The following is a 19,881-nucleotide window of genomic DNA, read 5'->3' on the forward strand; positions in this document are numbered from 1 at the left end:
ATGAATGAACCTCCGCGCCGTAGTTGGTCTTAGGGTGGGGCCGGCAGCGGATGGCTCGTCAGGCGCGCTGGGCATGCCTGCTGTACCAGTTACCAGGGCGAGCCCTGATGCTGTGTCATCCGTGACGATTTTTCACACGTTTTGGCTAGACGATAGAACGTGCGAATGTTTGGTTTTATGTGCTTTGCTTGGCCTTGCCCAGGAGTAAACAGCGGGGGCATAGTGCTCGACAAGGCTGTCTGTGTTGTTCGGATGCCGATTATGCCCAAAAAAATGTTCGTGTAAAGGGGTTTTGATTGAAAAATTGTGCAACAACTGCACCGAAATCGGCAGAAAGCGGTGAACGATTGCGTCAGGAGCGTAACCGCCTGGGCCTTCGCCAGGATGATTTCGCCCAGCTTGGCGGGGTCAACCGCAATACCCAGGGCAGCTATGAAAAAGGCGAGCGCAACCCGGACGCGGCGTATCTTGCGGCGGTCGCCGGGGTTGGTGTCGATGTGCGCTACGTGATCACCGGCGTGCGCACGATCGATGACGGCGCTTCGTTGAATGAACCGGAACAGCGATTGCTGGCTCAGTACCGATCATTGGCTATCGCTGACCAAGAAGTTGTGCATAGAATTGTCGGGGCCATGCACGACGCGAAGGGTAGTGGCGCATAGCTATTATCCCAATTTTCCTACGAAACGCTCGGAACGGTCCTGGTGGGTCCGCAGGGAATTGCTCGTAACGTCGATGCATTCAGTCTCGCTAGGGAAGGGTGATCATGTCGGAGCATAAAACCTGCGCATTCAACACGGAAAGTAACGCTTCGCCTGTGCAACGCTTGAGTGAAGTCGAAAACGAGCTGCTGATTTTGTTTCGCCAGTTGTCCCCGGTGGACCAGGGCTGCGTACAGCGTGTAGCCCAGGTGCTGTGCCTGGGGGCGCAAGAGGCCGAGCGGGGGCGCTGCCGAATACCTGAGTCGGCCTGAATGTTTTGATCAAAGGATGTGTGATGTTGCAGTTATCCAACGCGGTGCAGATCCCGGACGACGAGATCGAGTTGACTGCCATCCGCGCCCAGGGCGCCGGCGGGCAGAACGTCAACAAGGTCTCCAGCGCCGTGCACCTGCGTTTCGACACTCAGGCTTCGTCATTGCCGCCGTTCTACAAGGAGCGCCTGCTGGCACTGAGCGACAGCCGCATTACCCGTGACGGGGTGATTATCATCAAGGCCCAGCAGTATCGGACCCAGGAGCAGAACCGCGCCGATGCCCTGGAGCGCCTGCGCGAACTGATTCTCTCGGCGACCAAAGTGGAAAAGGCGCGGCGCCCGACCCGGCCGACCCTGGGCTCGAAAACCCGGCGCCTGGACACCAAGAGCAAGCGCGGCGCCATCAAGGCCGGGCGCGGCAAGATCGATTACTGAGGCAAATGCCGCGGCGGTTGCAGGCGGGCCTGGCGGTACAGGTACAGGCTCAATAGCAGGCCGCAGAACGACGCACCGGCGGCAAAGACAAAGATCGAAGCGAAGCCGAACCCGGCGGCAATCGCCCCGGCCAACGGGCCGGTGATGCCCAGCGACAGGTCGATGAACAGCGAATAGGCGCCCACGGCCGCCCCGCGGTTGGAGGCGGACACCAGGTTCACCGCTTCGACCCCCAGGGCCGGAAACACCAGCGAGAAACCAAAGCCGCTCAACGCCGCACCGGCCAGGGCCAGCTCGGCGCTCGGTGCCTGCCAGAGCAACAGCAGGCCGAGGGTTTCTACCGACAGGCAGGCGATCGCCACCCGGTACCCGCCCATGCGATTGATCAAATTGCCAAACAGCAGTCGCGCGCCAATGAAGCAGGCGCCGAACAGGCTCAGGCACAGGGCCGCGTTGTCCCAGTTGTGGCTGGCATAGTACAGGGTGACGAAGGTGGCGATGGTGCCAAAGCCGATCGAGCCCAGGGCCAGCCCTGAACCATGGCCGAATATCCGCCCGAGCACGTGCAGGAACGGCAGGCGTTCACCCGCCACTATCGGGGCGGCGGTTTTCGGCCAGGCCAGCGCCAAACCCAGTACGCACAGCAGTAAAATGCTGGCGCCCATGCTCCACAGGCCGAAGCGTTGCACCAGTTCCACGCCCAGCGGCGCGCCGATGGCCAGCGCGCCGTAACTGGCGATGCCGTTCCAGGAGATTACCTTGGCGGTGTGTTGCGCGCCGACCCGGCCAATGCCCCAGCCAATGGAGCCCGAGCCGACAAGGCTTTCGGCGCTGCCCAGCACCAGGCGCCCGACCAGCAGGCTGGCCAGGCTCAGCCAGGGCGCATGTTGCAGCCACGCCGAAAGCAGCATGAACACGCCGCTCAAGCCGCAACCGGCCAGGCCATAGAGCACCGCGCGCTTGCTGCCCAGGTTATCGATGAGGCGGCTGGCGTAGGGGCGGCTGAGCAGAGTGGCCAGGTACTGCACGCTGATCACCAGGCCCGCGACTACGGCACCGAAGCCCAGGTCGTTGTGCACATAGCCAGGCAAGACGGCCAGGGGAATGCCGATGTTCAGGTAGCCGATAAAGGTAAACAGGACGATGGAGACGACTTGCAGGGTGACCGCAAGGGGGCGCGGTGAGTCGGGCATGGGCGGGCTTTCGTAGAGGGGAATTCTTGACGGTGTGAAAACGTGTTGACGGGGTGGTCCCTGCATCAGCCGTTTTCACACAGTCTGATCGTTGCGCGAGTTATTCCTGGTCGGCGCTGGAAGTTTCGTCGCCGTCGTATTCAGCCTGGGCTGGTTCGGCGCTGTGAGTGGCAGGAGTCTGCTCTTCTGGGTTCAGGCTTGGGAAGGGAAGATTCGGGATTTCATGCATCTCGTCGTTCCTCGCAAGTGTGTGGAAAGGCTGCGCAAGGCGCGCATGGGCTTGTGAAAGCCTGTGCAGGATACAGGAGTCTGAATGACAGTATGAATTTTCCTGCTTAATGGCCATCGCGGGGCAAGTCGGATCGCCGCACCGCCGCTCCCATAACTGTCTGTGGGAGCGGCGGTGCGGCGATCCGACTTGCCCCGCGATGCTTTTAACGACAGACGTCAGCGATGGCCGCAGCCAGTGCTTCAAGGCGTGCCGCATCGGCGCCGGCGATGTTCGCCCGGCCAGTGCCAACCATGTACACGTTGTGGCGCTCACGCAGTTGCTTGACCTGCTCCGGTGACAAGCCGGTGTAGGAGAACATCCCGCGTTGCTCGGCGATGTGCGCGAAACGTTCGCTCAGGCCGTGGGGCGCCAGGGCCTCGACCAGACCGACCCGCAGCTCGGCAATGCGCTGGCGCATGGCCTCGACTTCTTCGACCCATAGGCGCTTGAGGTCGGCGTCGCCAAGAATCTGCGCCACTACCGCCGCGCCATGATCCGGTGGTGTCGACCACAGGTTGCGCGCCAGCAATGCCAGTTGACTACGCACATCCAGCAGCTTGTCGGCATCGTGGCTGCACACCAGCAGAGCGCCGGTGCGGTCGCGATAGAGGCCGAAGTTCTTCGAGCAGGAACTGGTAATCAGCAGCTCAGGCAGTTCGGCGGCGAACAGCCGTACCGCCCAGGCGTCTTCTTCCAGGCCATCGCCAAAGCCCTGGTAGGCGAAGTCGATCAACGGCAGCAACTCACGGCGGCGCACCACCTCGAGCACGGCGCGCCAGTCGTCCTGGCTCAGGTCGAATCCGGTCGGGTTGTGGCAGCAGGCGTGCAGCAACACTACGTCGCCCTTGGGCGCAACGTCCAGGGCGGCCAGCATCCCGGCGACGTTCAGACGGTTGTCGGTGCCGACATAGGGATAGTGGCTGACCTTGAGGCCGGCGCCGGCGAAGATGGTTTCGTGGATGGGCCAGGTCGGATCGCTCAGCCAGATGCCGCGGCCCGGCAGACAGTGTTCGATGAACTCCGCCGCCAGGCGCAGGGCACCGGTGCCGCCCGGGGTCTGGGTGGCGCCGGCACGCTGCTGGCTGAGCAGCGACGAGTCACTGCCCAGTACCAGTTCGCCGATCAGCCGGCCAAAGGCCGCATCGCCATGGCCGCCGACGTAGCTCTTGCTGGCCTGTTGCTCAAGCAGGCGCTGTTCAGCCTGTTTGACCGCGGCCGGAATCGGCGTCAGGCCCTGGGCATCCTTGAACACGCCGACACCGAGGTCGAACTTGTTCGGGTTGCTGTCCTTGGCATACGCCTCCATCAGCCCGAGGATCGGATCGCCGGGTACGCGCCCGATGGCGCCGAAGTGCATTACTTGCGGCCTTCGGCGGTGCTGGCGACCTCGTCGGTGCGCGCGGCCATGATGAAGTCGTTACGGTGCAGGCCCTTGATCGAGTGGCTCCACCAGGTCACGGTGACTTTGCCCCATTCGGTCAGCAGGCCTGGGTGATGGCCTTCGGCTTCAGAGATTTCACCAACCGCGTTGGTGAAGGCCAGGGCGTGCTTGAAATTCTTGAACAGGAAAACTTTTTCCAACTGCATGATGCCGTCACGGACTTCGATGTTCCAATCCGGGATCTGCTTGATCAGTACCGGCAGTTCTTCGTCGCTGACCTGTGGAGCATCGGCACGGCAGGCTTCGCAGTGGGCTTGGTTCAAGGCGTTCATAAGGTTTTCCGCAAGTGGTTTGTTATTGGTTTGCAAGGTCGCTCAGGCGGCGACCTTGGGTGGAAATTTCGGTGCGTGCAGGCCCATCTTCATTGCGGTGTGGACCATGCCCATGATGTCTTCGTGGGCCAGGTCGAACAGGCGCTTGAGGTTGGGCAAGGCGAAGTACAGCGGCTGCAGGATATCAATGCGGTACGGCGTGCGCATGGCTTCCAGCGGGTCGAACGCCTGGTGCTCGGGCTCGCCGGACAGGCTGTAGACGGTCTCTTTCGGCGACGAAAGAATGCCGCCGCCGTAGATCTTGCGGCCTTGCGGGGTGTCGACCAGGCCAAACTCGATGGTCATCCAGTAGAGGCGGGCGAGGTACACGCGCTCTTCCTTGGTGGCCTGCAGGCCGAGCTTGCCATAGGTGTGGGTGAATTCGGCGAACCAGGGGTTGGTTAGCAGCGGACAGTGGCCGAAGATCTCGTGGAAAATGTCCGGCTCTTGCAGGTAGTCGAGTTCTTCTTCGGTACGAATGAAGGTGGCTACCGGAAAGCGCTTGCTGGCCAGCAGTTCGAAAAAAGTCTGGAAGGGGATCAGGGCAGGTACCCGGGCAACTTGCCAGCCGGTGGTGGCGCCCAGCACCTTGTTGATCTCACCCAGCTGCGGGATACGGTCGTGAGGCAGGCCCAGCTGTTCGATGCCGTCCAGGTATTCCTGGCACGCGCGGCCTTCGATCACCTTCAATTGACGGGTAATCAGGGTGTTCCACACCGCGTGTTCCTGCTGCGGGTAGTCGATAAAACCCTGCGCATCGGGCTCGCGAGCCACGTATTGCGTCTGTTTCATGCTGCTCTCCTGCTGAGGGCCATTCTTGTTATGTGTTCAAGCCATTGCCCTAGTGATAACCCGCATTGGTCCGGTTTGCAGCGTCCTGACGGCAGCTTCGCGCTCGAACTGCCTCGGATTTTGTAACGATAACTTTACGAAATAGCCGGAATCCCGAAAAAACGGGTGCTTTAATCCTTGAAACTGCGGTTATCTGTCACATAATCTTTACGACTATTCTTCGGTCGCTGCAAAAACTTGCTTGCCGTGGCGCTTACCAGACCTTCTTGTAGGACATTTCATGCGTATTAAAGTGCATTGCCAGAACCGCATCGGCATCCTGCGCGACATTCTCAACCTGCTGGTGGAGTACGGCATCAACGTCGCCCGCGGTGAGGTCGGTGGCGAGCATGGCAATGCCATCTATCTGCACTGCCCGAACCTGATCAACCTGCAGTTCCAGGCCCTGCGGCCGAAATTCGAATCGATCGCCGGGGTGTTCGGGGTCAAGCGCGTCGGCCTGATGCCCAGCGAGCGTCGGCACATGGAGCTCAATGCCTTGCTCGGCGCCCTGGATTTTCCGGTGCTGTCGATCGACATGGGCGGCTCCATCGTCGCTGCCAACCGCGCTGCGGCGCAGCTGCTCGGGGTGCGTGTCGACGAGGTGCCGGGCATTCCGCTGTCGCGCTATGCCGAGGATTTCGACCTGCCGGAGCTGGTGCGTGCCAACAAGTCGCGTATCAACGGCCTGCGGGTCAAGGTCAAGGGCGATGTGTTCCTCGCTGATATTGCGCCGCTGCAGTCCGAGCACGACGACAGCGAAGCCCTGGCCGGTGCGGTGTTGACCCTGCACCGCGCCGACCGCATAGGCGAGCGCATCTATAACGTGCGCAAGCAGGAGCTGCGTGGCTTCGACAGCATCTTCCAGAGTTCGCGGGTGATGGCTGCGGTGGTGCGCGAAGCGCGGCGCATGGCGCCGCTGGATGCACCACTGCTGATCGAAGGCGAGACCGGTACCGGCAAGGAGTTGCTGGCCCGTGCCTGTCACCTGGCCAGCCCCCGTGGCCAGGCGCCGTTGATGGCGCTCAACTGCGCCGGCTTGCCCGAGTCCATGGCCGAGACCGAACTGTTCGGTTACGGCCCGGGGGCGTTTGAAGGCGCGCGGGCCGAGGGCAAGCTGGGGCTACTGGAACTGACGGCAGGCGGCACGCTGTTCCTCGATGGCGTCGGTGAGATGAGTCCTCGCCTGCAGGTAAAACTGCTGCGTTTTCTGCAGGACGGCTGCTTTCGTCGGGTAGGCAGTGATGAAGAGGTGTACCTGGATGTGCGGGTCATCTGTGCCACCCAGGTCGATCTGTCCGAGTTGTGCGCCCGTGGCGAATTCCGCCAGGACCTTTACCACCGCCTCAACGTGCTGTCGCTGCATATTCCGCCGCTGCGCGAATGCCTGGATGGCTTGCCGCCGCTGGTCGAGCACTTTCTTGACCAGGCCAGCCGGCAGATCGGTTGCCCGCTGCCCAAGCTTGCGCCAGCGGCCATGGAGCGTTTGAGCCAGTACCACTGGCCGGGCAACGTGCGGCAACTGGAGAACGTGCTGTTTCAGGCCGTGTCGCTATGTGACGGCGGGGTGGTCAAGACTGAACATATTCGCCTGCCGGACTACGGCGGCCGGCAACCCTTGGGCGAGTTTTCCCTTGAGGGCGACCTGGGGCAAATAGTCGGGCGTTTCGAGAAGGCAGTACTGGAGCGCTTGATGAGCGAATTTCCCAGCAGCCGGGCGCTGGGTAAACGCTTGGGAGTTTCCCACACCACTATTGCCAACAAGTTGCGTGAACATGCAGTCGGCAAAACGGATTGATTAATCTGGCGTTAATAAAGTATGGGTAATGCAGGCAGGTTATTAGTTGCAGGTGTACTGTCCAAATAGTGCAGCGCGCCTCGTTGAATGCCAACCGAGGCGCTGCAGGCGGTCAACCCGTTGGATCAACCGTTCGAGCACCCGTTACCCATCACCCGGTACTCGAGAATGTGGCGCTTGCCTTGGGAATCTTCGTAGGTCATGCGCGCCGGGACCACTTCGCAGACATTCGGCACTTCGCTCATGGAAATGACCTTGGCGATGTCCAGATGTTGCGAGTAACTGTACTGTTCAACCGGAATCTGCTCGGCGCCGCCATTTGCAACTTCGTCGGCCATGGCCACGCTGCAAAGACTACCCAGTGCCAATACCAGTAAAGCTTTCATCTTCATTTTTACCTGTCTAAGGTCGTAAGGGGGCACGCAGCGCTTGTGGCGCCGCGTGTACAGCAGGATCAACTATCACGATTATTTGCCGATTAACTTCCCTTCGTGGGGGGCTACAAGAAAGTTAATCGTGGTGCCGTTGCTGGCGAGGTGAATTCTAGGAGTGCGGCCTGCGCTTAAACAGCCACGGTTTTGATAAACACTGTTGGCAGAAACTGTAACAATCGCCTGGCAGACTGCCGGGTAATTTTATTTTTTCGCCGTGCAGACCCGACCTTGAGCCTTCGCGGTTTGTCGCAGGGAGAAAAGACCAGGGCGTTACTACCAACGTCGAATGGCCGGCGCAGTCTGGTACAGTTACAACGAGGTCATACAAAAACAACTATTACACCGAGGTAACAAAGATGAGTGCGGCTCCCCTGTATCCCGTTCGTCCCGAGGTTGCGGCCAAGACGTTGACCGACGAGGCGACCTACAAGGCCATGTACCAGCAGTCGGTGATCAACCCGGACGGCTTCTGGCGCGAGCAGGCTCAGCGCCTCGACTGGATCAAGCCTTTCACCAAGGTCAAGCAGACCTCCTTCGACGACCACCATGTCGATATCAAATGGTTTGCTGACGGCACTCTGAACGTTTCCTACAACTGCCTGGACCGCCATCTGGCCGAGCGCGGCGATCAAGTCGCGATCATCTGGGAAGGCGACGACCCTTCCGAACACCGCAACATCACCTACCGTGAACTGCACGAGCAAGTGTGCAAGTTCGCCAACGCCCTGCGTGGCCAGGATGTGCACCGCGGTGACGTGGTCACCATCTATATGCCGATGATCCCCGAGGCCGTGGTCGCCATGCTGGCGTGCGCCCGCATCGGTGCGATCCACTCGGTGGTGTTCGGCGGCTTCTCGCCCGAGGCACTGGCCGGGCGCATCATCGACTGCAAGTCGAAGATCGTCATCACCGCTGACGAAGGCCTGCGTGGCGGTCGTCGCACCGCACTCAAAGCCAACGTCGACCTGGCCCTGACCAACCCCGAAACCAGCAGCGTGCAGAAGATCATCGTCTGCAAGCGCACCGGTGGCGACATCGCCTGGCACCAGCACCGCGACATCTGGTACGAAGACCTGATGAAGGTTGCTTCCAGCCACTGCGCGCCGAAGGAAATGGGCGCCGAAGAAGCGCTGTTCATCCTCTACACCTCCGGTTCCACCGGCAAGCCCAAGGGCGTGCTGCACACCACCGGCGGCTACATGGTCTACGCCGCGCTGACCCATGAACGGGTGTTCGACTACCGTCCGGGCGAAGTCTACTGGTGCACCGCCGACGTCGGCTGGGTCACCGGCCACAGCTACATCGTCTACGGCCCGCTGGCCAACGGCGCGACCACCGTGCTGTTCGAAGGCGTGCCGAACTATCCGGACATCACCCGCGTGTCGAAGATCATCGACAAGCACAAGGTCAACATCCTCTACACCGCGCCGACCGCCATCCGCGCGATGATGGCTGAAGGTCAGGCTGCCGTCGCCGGTGCTGATGGTTCCAGCCTGCGCCTGCTGGGCTCGGTGGGCGAGCCGATCAACCCGGAAGCCTGGAACTGGTACTACCACACCGTCGGCAAGGAGCGTTGCCCGATCGTCGACACCTGGTGGCAGACCGAAACCGGGGGCGTGCTGATCAGCCCGCTGCCAGGCGCTACCGCGCTCAAGCCGGGTTCGGCGACCCGTCCGTTCTTTGGTGTGGTGCCGGCCCTTGTGGATAACCTTGGCAACCTGATCGAAGGCGCCGCCGAAGGCAACCTGGTGATCCTCGATTCCTGGCCGGGCCAGTCGCGTTCGCTGTATGGCGATCATGACCGCTTCGTCGACACCTACTTCAAGACCTTCCGCGGCATGTACTTCACCGGTGACGGTGCCCGTCGCGACGAAGACGGCTACTACTGGATCACCGGCCGCGTCGATGACGTGCTCAACGTCTCCGGCCACCGCATGGGCACCGCCGAGATCGAAAGTGCCATGGTCGCCCACCCGAAAGTCGCCGAGGCCGCAGTGGTTGGCGTGCCGCACGACATCAAGGGGCAGGGCATCTATGTCTACGTCACCCTCAATGGTGGCGTCGAGCCAACCGAGCAACTGCGCCTGGAGCTGAAGAACTGGGTGCGCAAGGAAATCGGCCCGATTGCCTCGCCGGATGTCATCCAGTGGGCGCCCGGCCTGCCGAAAACCCGCTCGGGCAAGATCATGCGCCGCATCCTGCGCAAGATCGCCACGGCCGAGTACGACGGCCTGGGTGATATCTCGACCCTGGCCGATCCGGGTGTGGTACAGCACCTGATCGATACCCACAAGGACATGAGCAAGGCTTCGGCCTAAAGGTATCGCGGGCAAGCCCGCTCCTACACAGCGATCGGGTCCACGCAAAGCCCTGCCGGGTTACTCCGGCGGGGCTTTGTGCTTTCTGTTACTTCGACAATCATCGGTAACCCTTCTGTCACCGCTTTCGCACAAAAGCGGGGCATTGCGAAACGCCACCGTACGTTTTCAGGGCATTTCAGCCACCCGTTTTCGCCTGCTGAAACGCTGCGCTTGCCGGATTAGAAGGCTTTGCCAATAATAGGCCCGCTTATTGCTTCATTGATTGGTTATTTGTCTTTTGCTTTTGCATATTCCGCGAAAGCTGTCAATATCTGCGCCCCCGCGTTCCTGCGCTTCTGTAACTAGTTGTCGCATTGAAGAAATATCGGCTTCGGAGCTGTCGTTAAAATGCCGATCACTCGCTCGTCGCGTCTGCTTCAATGCCGACCCTGCGCAGCTCGCGTTGTACCCATTCGCATATCGGGCAGTTCTCAACCCTGCCTCGTATTGCCCTTTACCGATGGAGTTCCAGATGAAGAAACTCGCACTGCTTGGCGCCCTGGCGCTGTCCGTGTTTTCCCTGGCAGCGCTGGCTGATGAGAAACCGTTGAAAATCGGGATCGAGGCCGCCTACCCACCGTTCGCTTTCAAGCAGCCTGATGGCAGCATCGCCGGCTTCGACTACGACATCGGTAATGCCCTGTGCGAAGAAATGAAGGCCAAGTGCACCTGGGTCGAGCAAGAGTTCGACGGCCTGATCCCGGCACTGAAAGTGCGCAAGATCGACGCCATCCTGTCGTCCATGTCGATCACCGACGATCGCAAGAAGTCCGTGGACTTCACCGGCAAGTACTACCTGACCCCGGCACGCCTGGTGATGAAGGAAGGTACTGCGGTCAGCGAAGGCCTGACTGAGCTCAAGGGCAAGAAGATCGGCGTGCAGCGCGGCTCGATCCACGATCGCTTCGCCAAGGAAGTGTTCGGTGCGCAAGGCGCCACCATCGTTCCTTACGGCACCCAGAACGAAATCTACCTGGACGTCGCCGCTGGCCGTCTGGATGGCACCGTCGCCGATGCTACGCTGTTGGAAGACGGTTTCCTGAAGACTGATGCCGGTAAAGGCTTCGCCTTCGTTGGCCCATCGTTCACCGACGCCAAGTACTTCGGTGACGGCATCGGCATTGCCGTGCGCAAAGGCGACAAGGCCAACCTGGATCGCATCAACGCTGCCATCGCGGCCATCCGTGCCAACGGCAAGTACAAGCAGATTCAGGACAAGTACTTCAACTTCGACATCTACGGCCCAGACGCCAAGTAAATCGTCGACGTTTCACCTGTTCAATGGTGCAAGCAGCAGAGACTCTGAGGTTTGCACCATTTTTTCATCCCTAAGGTCGAGGACCTCATCATGTTGAAAGGCTACGGGGCAGTCATCCTCGACGGAGCGTGGCTGACGCTACAGCTCGCCTTGTCGTCCATGGCCCTGGCCATCGTGCTCGGTCTGATCGGTGTGGCGCTGCGTTTGTCGCCAGTGCGCTGGCTGGCCTGGCTCGGCGATCTGTATTCCACCGTGATCCGCGGGATTCCCGATCTGGTTCTGATCCTGCTGATTTTCTACGGCGGCCAGGATCTGCTCAATCGCGTCGCGCCGCTACTGGGCTTTGACGACTACATCGACCTCAATCCGCTGATGGCGGGTATCGGCACCTTGGGCTTCATCTTTGGTGCCTATCTGTCGGAAACCTTCCGCGGGGCGTTCATGGCCATTCCCAAAGGGCAGGCCGAAGCCGGCATGGCCTATGGCATGAGCAGCCTGCAAGTGTTCTTCCGGGTGCTGGTGCCGCAGATGATTCGCCTGGCGATCCCCGGCTTCACCAACAACTGGCTGGTCCTGACCAAGGCAACCGCACTGATTTCGGTAGTGGGCCTGCAGGACATGATGTTCAAGGCCAAGCAGGCGGCCGATGCCACCCGCGAACCTTTCACCTTCTTCCTGGCGGTAGCGGCGCTGTACCTGGTGATCACCAGTGTTTCGCTGCTGGCCCTGCGTTACCTCGAGAAGCGCTACTCGGTTGGCGTAAAGGCGGCTGATCTATGATTTTCGACTACAACGTCATCTGGGAAGCGCTGCCGCTGTACCTGAGCGGCCTGCTGACCACCCTCAAGTTGCTGGCGCTGTCGCTGCTGTTCGGTTTGCTGGCGGCGATCCCGCTGGGCCTGATGCGGGTCTCCAAGCAGCCTTTGGTGAACATGAGCGCCTGGCTCTACACCTACGTGATCCGCGGTACGCCGATGCTGGTGCAGCTGTTTCTGATCTACTACGGCCTGGCCCAGTTCGAAGCGGTGCGTGAAAGCTTCCTCTGGCCGTGGCTGTCCAGTGCAACCTTCTGTGCCTGCCTGGCCTTTGCCATCAACACCAGCGCCTATACCGCCGAGATCATCGCCGGCAGCCTCAAGGCCACGCCCCATGGCGAGATCGAGGCGGCCAAGGCCATGGGCATGTCGCGGGTCAAGATGTACCGCCGCATCCTCCTGCCATCGGCCCTGCGCCGGGCGCTGCCGCAGTACAGCAACGAAGTGATCATGATGCTGCAGACCACCAGCCTGGCGTCGATCGTCACCCTGATCGACATCACCGGTGCGGCGCGCACGGTCAACGCCCAGTACTACCTGCCGTTCGAGGCCTACATCACGGCCGGCGTGTTCTACCTGTGCCTGACCTTCATTCTGGTGCGCCTGTTCAAGCTGGCTGAGCGCCGCTGGCTGGGCTACCTGGCGCCGCGCAAGCACTGACGGCCTGCGCCCACTTTTTCGCCCTGAGCGTTAGCTCAAGACTGACTGCTTTGTGAGAATCGACAGCATGTACAAACTCGAAATCCAAGACCTGCATAAACGCTACGGCAGTCACGAAGTGCTCAAGGGCGTGTCCCTGGCGGCCAAGGCAGGCGACGTGATCAGCATCATCGGCTCCAGCGGTTCGGGCAAAAGTACCTTCCTGCGCTGCATCAACCTGCTCGAGCAGCCGCACGCGGGCAAGATCCTGCTCAACAACGAAGAGTTGAAGCTGGTAGCCAACAAGGATGGCGCGCTCAAGGCCGCCGATCCCAAGCAGTTGCAGCGCATGCGTTCGCGCCTGTCGATGGTGTTCCAGCACTTCAACCTGTGGTCGCACATGACCGCGCTGGAAAACATCATCGAAGCGCCGGTGCACGTGCTCGGCATGTCGAAGAAAGACGCCCTGGAAAAAGCCGAGCACTACCTGGCCAAAGTCGGTGTCGCCCACCGCAAGGACGCCTATCCTGGGCATATGTCCGGTGGTGAGCAGCAGCGCGTGGCGATTGCCCGGGCGCTGGCAATGGAGCCGGAAGTGATGCTGTTCGACGAGCCGACCTCGGCGCTCGACCCGGAGCTGGTTGGCGACGTGCTCAAGGTCATGCAGTCGCTGGCACAGGAAGGCCGGACCATGGTCGTGGTCACCCACGAAATGGGCTTTGCCCGTGAGGTGTCGAACCAGCTGGTGTTCCTGCACAAGGGCCTGGTGGAAGAGAGCGGCAATCCGCGCGAAGTGCTGGTCAATCCGCAGTCGGAACGTCTGCAGCAGTTCCTCTCGGGCAGCTTGAAGTAAGATTGCCGCTTTGCACCAAAATGGGTCATGCTGCGTATCAAGCGCAGCCTGACCAGGCTCTAACTTCTTGACCTCTCTCAGGTTTCGGACCGCATCCCATGACCACCCAGCGAATCGGTTTTCTCATCTGGCCCAGCACCAAAGCCCTGACCCTGGCGCTGGCCGAGGAGGTGTTGCGGGTAGCACAGAAGGTTCATCCGGAAGTGGTCTACGAGTTGTCCTTCCTGCAGGCCGAAGCGCCTGGCGAAGGTGCCTGGCGCCTGCCGGGCGAGCCGTGGGCGGGCAAACTCGAAGGCTGTCAGAAGCTGTTCCTGCTGGCGGACGAGCCGCCGCAGGCCGTAGCCTCGAGCCTGGCCAGCGCACTCAAGCAACTGGTGCGTGCCGGTTGCGTGGTCGGCGGCTTGTCGGCGGGGGTCTATCCGTTGGCGCAACTGGGCCTGCTCGATGGATACCGGGCCGCAGTGCACTGGCGCTGGCAGGATGATTTCGCCGAGCGTTTCCCCAAGGTCATCGCCACCAGCCACCTGTTCGACTGGGACCGCGACCGCCTGACAGCGTGCGGCGGCATGTCGGTGATCGACCTGTTGCTGGCGGTGCTGGCCCGCGATCACGGTGCCGAGCTTGCCGGTGCGGTGTCGGAAGAACTGGTGGTCGAGCGGATTCGCGAGGGCGGCGAGCGCCAGCGCATTCCGCTGCAGAACCGCCTGGGCTCCAGCCATCCGAAGCTGACCCAGGCCGTGCTGCTGATGGAAGCCAATATCGAAGAGCCGCTGACCACCGACGAGATCGCCCAGCATGTATGCGTCTCGCGCCGCCAACTGGAGCGGATCTTCAAGCAGTACCTCAATCGCGTGCCGAGCCAGTATTACCTGGAGCTGCGGCTGAACAAGGCCCGGCAGATGCTGATGCAGACCAGCAAGTCGATCATCCAGATCGGCCTCTCCTGCGGGTTTTCTTCCGGGCCGCATTTCTCCAGTGCCTATCGCAACTTCTTCGGTGCCACGCCGCGCGAAGATCGTAACCAGCGACGAAGCAGCAGCCCGTTCGAACTGTCTTCGGTGCCGGCCGAGCGCGGTTGATTTTTGATCGCGGGGCAAGCCGACTTGCCCCGCGATCGAACTGCCCATACAGAATCACCCGCGTATTCCCCGCAGCGTTTAAACTGCGCCTTTGCGACCCTATTTGTCGCATTGCCGTAAGCCTTGGTAAAACAGGGTTTGGCGCTATAAGAAGTTGTCGCTTGGCGGCAAGGTCAGGCGCCGATCTGTCCTTACAATCCCCCCATCGCTCGCCAGTTCCAGGCAGGCGTTCCTCTTCAGGAGACTCCGATGTCCGCTCCGCAAGCTCCGGTGCAACGCGCCGATTTCGATCAAGTGATGGTCCCCAACTATGCACCGGCGGCTTTCATTCCCGTCCGTGGAGCGGGCTCCCGCGTGTGGGATCAGGCGGGCCGCGAGCTGATCGATTTCGCCGGCGGCATCGCCGTAAACGTGCTTGGCCATGCGCATCCGGCGCTGGTTGGCGCCCTGACCGAGCAGGCCAACAAACTGTGGCACGTGTCCAACGTGTTCACCAACGAGCCGGCCCTGCGCCTGGCGCACAAGCTGGTTGACGCGACCTTTGCCGAGCGTGCGTTCTTCTGCAACTCCGGTGCCGAAGCCAACGAGGCCGCATTCAAGCTGGCCCGTCGTGTCGCCCACGACCGTTTCGGCCCCGAGAAGCACGAAATCATCGCCACCGTTAACAGCTTCCACGGTCGTACCCTGTTCACCGTCAGCGTCGGCGGCCAGCCGAAGTACTCCGACGGTTTCGGGCCGAAAATCACCGGCATCAGCCACGTGCCGTACAACGACCTGGAAGCGCTCAAAGCACAGATCTCCGACAAGACCTGCGCCGTGGTCATCGAGCCTATCCAGGGTGAAAGCGGCGTGGTCCCGGCTGACGTTGCCTACCTGCAAGGCGCCCGCGAGCTGTGCGACAAGCACAACGCGCTGCTGATCTTCGACGAAGTGCAGACCGGCGTTGGCCGTACTGGCTCGCTGTTCGCCTACCAGCACTACGGCGTGACCCCGGACATCCTCTCCAGCGCCAAGAGCCTGGGCGGCGGTTTCCCGATCGGCGCCATGCTGACCACCGAAGACCTGGCCAAGCACCTGGCCGTCGGCACCCACGGCACCACCTACGGCGGCAACCCGCTGGCTTGTGCGGTGGCCAACGCCGTGCTGGATGTGGTCAACACCCCTGAAGTGCTGGCCGGCGTCAAGGCCAAGCACCAGAAGTTCAAGGCGCGCCTGGAGCAGATCGGCGAGAAGTACGGCCTGTTCACCCAGGTACGTGGCGTTGGCCTGCTGATCGGTTGCGTGTTGTCTGAAGCCTGGAAGGGCAAGGCCAAGGACGTCTTCAACGCCGCCGAGAAAGAAGGCCTGATGGTCCTGCAAGCCGGCCCGGATGTCGTGCGTTTCGCCCCGAGCCTGGTGGTCGAAGATGCCGACATCGACGAAGGCCTGGATCGTTTCGAGCGTGCCGCGGCAAAACTGACTCAGGCCTGATTCACGCCTGCAGTCCTGTCATCGGCCCTGCGGGGCCGGTGATACCGAATTCCAGAGCAGGTGCCTGCGGGCGCCTGCTGTTTTTATCTGAGCCGGCGGATGTCGGCCTGTATACCCGAAAGGAGTGACACCATGCTGGTGATGCGCCCCGCGCAAATGGCTGATCTGGGCGAAGTGCAGCGTCTTGCCGCAGACAGCCCCATTGGTGTCACGTCCTTGCCGGATGATGCCGGTCGCCTGAGCGACAAGATTGCCGCTTCGGAAACCTCCTTCGCCGCTGAAGTCAGCTTCAACGGTGAAGAGAGCTACTTCTTTGTTCTCGAAGACAGCAGCAGCGGCAAGCTGGTCGGCTGCTCGGCCATCGTTGCCTCGGCCGGCTATTCCGAGCCGTTCTACAGCTTTCGCAACGAGACCTTCGTGCATGCGTCGCGCGAGCTGAAGATCCACAACAAGATCCACGTCCTCTCGCAGTGCCACGACCTGACCGGCAACAGCCTGCTGACCAGCTTCTACGTACTGCCGGAACTGGTCGGCAGCGGCTGGGCCGAGCTCAACTCCCGTGGCCGCCTGCTGTTCATGGCCGCCCACCCGGAGCGCTTTGCCGAATCGGTGGTGACCGAGATTGTCGGCTACAGCGACGAGCATGGTGATTCGCCGTTCTGGGACGCCATCGGGCGCAACTTCTTCGACCTCAACTACGCCGAGGCCGAGCGCCTGTGCGGCCTCAAGAGCCGGACCTTCCTGGCCGAGCTGATGCCCCATTACCCGATCTACGTGCCTCTGCTGCCGGACGCCGCGCAGGAGGCCATGGGCCAGGTGCATCCGCGGGCGCAGATCACCTTCGACATCCTGATGCGCGAAGGCTTCGAGACCGATCACTACATCGACATTTTCGACGGCGGCCCGACCCTGCATGCGCGGGTTTCCGGGATCCGGTCGATTGCCCAGAGCCGGGTGATGCCGGTCAAGCTGGACGACTCTGCCAGCAAGGGCGGGCGCCCGTACCTGGTCAGCAATGGCCAGTTGCAGGACTACCGCGCAGTGCTGCTGGAGCTCGACTGGGCCCCCGGCAAGCCGGTCAGCCTCAGTCTTGAAGCCGCCGAAGCCCTGGGCGTCGGCGAAGGCGCCAGCGTGCGTCTGGTCGCGGTTTGATCCCTGCGGTTCAATAATCGAGCACCCAGGTCGAGTTTTGCGGCAGGCCAAAGGCCGCCGCCCGAGGAGATAGCATGATCGTTCGTCCCGTACGCAGCAGCGATTTACCCGCGCTGATCGAGCTGGCGCGCAGCACCGGCACCGGCCTGACCACCTTGCCGGCCAATGAAGAGCGCCTGTCGCACCGGGTCGGCTGGGCCGAGAAAACCTTCCGTGGCGAAGCCGAGCGCGGCGATGCCGACTACCTGTTCGTGCTGGAAAACGACGAAGGCGTGGTGGTGGGTATCTCTGCCATCGCCGGCGCGGTCGGCCTGCGTGAGCCCTGGTACAACTACCGGGTCGGCCTGACCGTCAGCGCTTCCCAGGAGCTGAACATCTACCGGGAAATTCCCACCCTGTTCCTGGCCAACGACCTGACCGGCAACTCCGAACTGTGCTCGCTGTTCCTGCGCGCCGATCACCGCAGTGGCCTCAATGGCCGCCTGCTGGCCAAGGCGCGGTTGCTGTTTATCGCCGAGTTCCCGGAGCTGTTCGGCAACAAGATCATTGCCGAAATGCGCGGTATGTCCGACGAGCAGGGTCGTTCGCCGTTCTGGGAAAGCCTGGGCCGGCACTTCTTCAAGATGGAATTCAGCCAGGCCGACTACCTGACCGGTGTCGGCAACAAGGCCTTCATTGCCGAGCTGATGCCCAAGTTTCCGCTGTACACCTGCTTCCTCTCGGAAGCGGCGCGCAACGTCATTGGCCGTGTGCACACCGACACAGAGCCTGCGCTGGCGATGCTCAAGAGCGAAGGTTTCAGCTACCAGGGTTATGTCGATATCTTTGACGCAGGCCCTGCGGTGGAGTGCGAGACCGCCAAGATTCGTGCGGTGCACGACAGCCAGGCACTGGTGCTGGCTGTTGGCACTCCAGGCGACGATGCCACCCCCTTCATCATCCACAACCGCAAGCGTGAAGACTGCCGCATTACTGCCGCACCGGCGCGCCTTGCTGCCGGCACCCTGGTGGTCGATCCTCAGACTGCCAAACGCCTGCGCCTGAGCGCCGGTGACCAGGTGCGTGCGGTACCACTGTCTGCTGCCCGGGAGGCCAAATAATGACGACTCACTTTATCGCCGGCAGCTGGCAGGCAGGTCAGGGCGAAGCACTGCAATCACTTAACCCGGTCAGCCAGCAGGTTGTCTGGCAAGGCCAGGGCGCCAACGCCGGGCAGGTCGACAGTGCGGTCAAGGCCGCGCGCCAGGCCTTTGCCGGCTGGGCGCTGCAGTCGCTGGAAGCGCGCATCAGCGTGCTTGAAGCCTTTGCCGCGGCGCTCAAGGCCAATGCCGATGAGCTGGCGCGCTGCATCGGTGAAGAAACCGGCAAGCCGCTGTGGGAAGCCGCCACCGAAGTGACCAGCATGGTCAACAAGGTAGCGATTTCGGTACAGAGCTACCGCGAACGCACCGGTGAAAAGAGCGGCCCGCTGGCCGATGCCACCGCCGTGCTGCGCCATAAGCCTCACGGTGTGGTTGCAGTGTTCGGCCCGTACAACTTCCCCGGCCACCTGCCCAACGGACATATCGTTCCGGCGCTGCTGGCCGGTAATACCGTGGTGTTCAAGCCCAGCGAGCTGACCCCGAAAGTCGCCGAGCTGACGGTCAAGTGCTGGATCGACGCCGGCCTGCCGGCAGGCGTGCTCAACCTGGTCCAGGGCGCCCGCGAAACCGGCGTGGCCCTGGCTGCCAACCCAGGCATCGACGGCTTGTTCTTCACCGGCTCCAGCCCCACTGGCAACCTGCTGCACCAGCAGTTCGCCGGGCGCCCGGACAAGATCCTGGCCCTGGAGATGGGCGGCAACAACCCGCTGGTGGTCGACGAGGTCAAGGACCTTGACGCTGCGGTGTACACCATCATCCAGTCGGCGTTCATTTCCGCCGGCCAGCGGTGCACCTGCGCGCGCCGCCTGCTGGTGCCGCAAGGCGCCTGGGGCGATGCGCTGCTCAAACGCCTGGTCGAAGTGAGCAAGAACATTACGGTCGGTGCCTTCGACCAGCAGCCGGCGCCGTTCATGGGCTCGGTGATTTCCCTGGGCGCGGCCAAGGCACTGCTCGATGCCCAGGCGCACCTGCTCGGCAACGGCGGCGTGTCGCTGCTGCCAATGACCCAGCCGCAAGCCACCGCTGCCCTGCTGACCCCGGGCATCATCGATGTCAGCGCAGTCGCCGAGCGCCTGGACGAAGAGTTCTTCGGCCCGCTGCTGCAAGTGATTCGCTACAGTGATTTCGATGCGGCCATCGCCGAGGCCAACAACACCCAGTACGGCCTGGCCGCCGGCCTGTTGTCCGATTCCCACGCGCGCTATCAGTACTTCTGGCTGCAAAGCCGCGCCGGCATCGTCAACTGGAACAAGCAACTGACCGGCGCCGCCAGCAGCGCGCCATTCGGTGGCGTGGGCGCCAGCGGCAACCACCGTGCCAGTGCCTATTACGCGGCTGATTATTGCGCTTACCCGGTAGCCTCGCTGGAGACCGCCAGCCTGACCCTGCCTGCGACACTGACGCCCGGCGTCTCCCTATAACAA

At 61.9% G+C, this 19,881-nt stretch carries 20 protein-coding genes; 14 read left to right on the top strand and 6 right to left on the bottom strand.

All coding sequences use genetic code 11. The features are described from left to right. Positions 1-296: 296 nt before the first annotated feature. The 3 genes from LOY37_RS07445 (at position 297) to arfB (ending at position 1,410) form a co-directional block, all read left to right on the top strand. Positions 297-662, top strand: coding sequence for a helix-turn-helix domain-containing protein (locus LOY37_RS07445; RefSeq protein WP_258610072.1), 366 nt, complete (start codon positions 297-299; stop codon positions 660-662). Positions 663-766: 104 nt separating this feature from the next. Then, on the top strand, positions 767-973 hold the full coding sequence (locus LOY37_RS07450; RefSeq protein ID WP_093385766.1) for a hypothetical protein: 207 nt from the start codon (positions 767-769) through the stop codon (positions 971-973). A gap of 23 nt (positions 974-996) precedes the next feature. Then, entirely contained in the window at positions 997-1,410 is a 414-nt protein-coding gene (arfB, locus tag LOY37_RS07455) for an alternative ribosome rescue aminoacyl-tRNA hydrolase ArfB (protein WP_258716573.1), read from the top strand. Here arfB and LOY37_RS07460 read toward each other — a convergent pair. From LOY37_RS07460 to phhA, 5 genes are all read right to left on the bottom strand, one after another. Then, positions 1,404-2,603 carry an MFS transporter gene (locus tag LOY37_RS07460; protein WP_258716574.1) on the bottom strand — a complete coding sequence of 400 codons (1,200 nt, stop codon included), beginning with the start codon at positions 2,601-2,603 and terminating at the stop codon, positions 1,404-1,406. The genes arfB and LOY37_RS07460 overlap by 7 nt on opposite strands. Positions 2,604-2,703: 100 nt before the next feature. Further along, positions 2,704-2,832 (bottom strand): hypothetical protein, encoded by a 129-nt coding sequence (locus LOY37_RS07465; protein WP_256326754.1) that lies wholly within the window; start codon positions 2,830-2,832, stop codon positions 2,704-2,706. 205 nt (positions 2,833-3,037) lie between these two features. Continuing rightward, complete coding sequence (locus LOY37_RS07470; RefSeq protein ID WP_258716575.1) at positions 3,038-4,231, bottom strand: amino acid aminotransferase; 1,194 nt, start codon at positions 4,229-4,231, stop codon at positions 3,038-3,040. Continuing rightward, positions 4,231-4,587, bottom strand: a complete 357-nt coding sequence (locus LOY37_RS07475) for a 4a-hydroxytetrahydrobiopterin dehydratase (RefSeq protein ID WP_036994257.1) — start codon at positions 4,585-4,587, stop codon at positions 4,231-4,233. Before LOY37_RS07475 ends, LOY37_RS07470 begins: the two co-directional genes overlap by 1 nt. A 42-nt stretch (positions 4,588-4,629) precedes the next feature. Beyond that, complete coding sequence (gene phhA, locus LOY37_RS07480) at positions 4,630-5,418, bottom strand: phenylalanine 4-monooxygenase (protein ID WP_045200144.1); 789 nt, start codon at positions 5,416-5,418, stop codon at positions 4,630-4,632. A 280-nt stretch (positions 5,419-5,698) separates the two neighbouring features. Between phhA and LOY37_RS07485 the strand changes: the two genes are divergently transcribed. Beyond that, on the top strand, positions 5,699-7,255 hold the full coding sequence (locus LOY37_RS07485; protein ID WP_093385747.1) for a sigma-54-dependent transcriptional regulator: 1,557 nt from the start codon (positions 5,699-5,701) through the stop codon (positions 7,253-7,255). A gap of 125 nt (positions 7,256-7,380) precedes the next feature. Here LOY37_RS07485 and LOY37_RS07490 read toward each other — a convergent pair whose 3' ends face one another. Further along, a complete protein-coding gene (locus LOY37_RS07490) occupies positions 7,381-7,641 on the bottom strand; it encodes a DUF2790 domain-containing protein (protein WP_045200148.1) in 261 nt (86 codons plus the stop codon). Positions 7,642-8,045: 404 nt separating this feature from the next. Here LOY37_RS07490 and acs point away from each other — a divergent pair, with 404 nt between their 5' ends. From acs to astD, 10 genes are all read left to right on the top strand, one after another. Then, positions 8,046-10,007, top strand: a complete 1,962-nt coding sequence (acs, locus tag LOY37_RS07495) for an acetate--CoA ligase (RefSeq protein ID WP_045200150.1) — start codon at positions 8,046-8,048, stop codon at positions 10,005-10,007. Between the two features lie 514 nt (positions 10,008-10,521). Next, positions 10,522-11,307 carry an ABC transporter substrate-binding protein gene (locus tag LOY37_RS07500; protein WP_045200152.1) on the top strand — a complete coding sequence of 262 codons (786 nt, stop codon included), beginning with the start codon at positions 10,522-10,524 and terminating at the stop codon, positions 11,305-11,307. 90 nt (positions 11,308-11,397) lie between these two features. Next, positions 11,398-12,087, top strand: a complete 690-nt coding sequence (locus LOY37_RS07505; RefSeq protein WP_045200553.1) for an ABC transporter permease — start codon at positions 11,398-11,400, stop codon at positions 12,085-12,087. Continuing rightward, positions 12,084-12,782, top strand: coding sequence for an ABC transporter permease (locus LOY37_RS07510; RefSeq protein WP_045200154.1), 699 nt, complete (start codon positions 12,084-12,086; stop codon positions 12,780-12,782). The genes LOY37_RS07505 and LOY37_RS07510 overlap by 4 nt, the downstream gene beginning before the upstream one ends. Before the next feature lie 67 nt (positions 12,783-12,849). Next, a complete protein-coding gene (locus LOY37_RS07515; RefSeq protein ID WP_045200156.1) occupies positions 12,850-13,614 on the top strand; it encodes an ABC transporter ATP-binding protein in 765 nt (254 codons plus the stop codon). A gap of 98 nt (positions 13,615-13,712) precedes the next feature. Then, positions 13,713-14,693, top strand: coding sequence for a transcriptional regulator ArgR (gene argR, locus LOY37_RS07520; RefSeq protein ID WP_010226652.1), 981 nt, complete (start codon positions 13,713-13,715; stop codon positions 14,691-14,693). 249 nt (positions 14,694-14,942) lie between these two features. Then, complete coding sequence (locus tag LOY37_RS07525; protein ID WP_258716576.1) at positions 14,943-16,163, top strand: aspartate aminotransferase family protein; 1,221 nt, start codon at positions 14,943-14,945, stop codon at positions 16,161-16,163. Between the two features lie 132 nt (positions 16,164-16,295). Then, positions 16,296-17,315: an arginine/ornithine succinyltransferase subunit alpha gene (gene aruF / locus LOY37_RS07530; protein ID WP_045200162.1), complete on the top strand. Its 1,020-nt coding sequence runs from the start codon at positions 16,296-16,298 to the stop codon at positions 17,313-17,315. Positions 17,316-17,389: 74 nt separating this feature from the next. Next, positions 17,390-18,415, top strand: coding sequence for an arginine N-succinyltransferase (gene astA, locus LOY37_RS07535; protein WP_045200164.1), 1,026 nt, complete (start codon positions 17,390-17,392; stop codon positions 18,413-18,415). After that, positions 18,412-19,878, top strand: coding sequence for a succinylglutamate-semialdehyde dehydrogenase (gene astD, locus LOY37_RS07540; RefSeq protein WP_258717178.1), 1,467 nt, complete (start codon positions 18,412-18,414; stop codon positions 19,876-19,878). Before astA ends, astD begins: the two co-directional genes overlap by 4 nt. Positions 19,879-19,881: the final 3 nt, after the last annotated feature.

The sequence above is a fragment of the Pseudomonas sp. B21-012 genome, from assembly GCF_024749305.1.
GTDB lineage: Bacteria > Pseudomonadota > Gammaproteobacteria > Pseudomonadales > Pseudomonadaceae > Aquipseudomonas.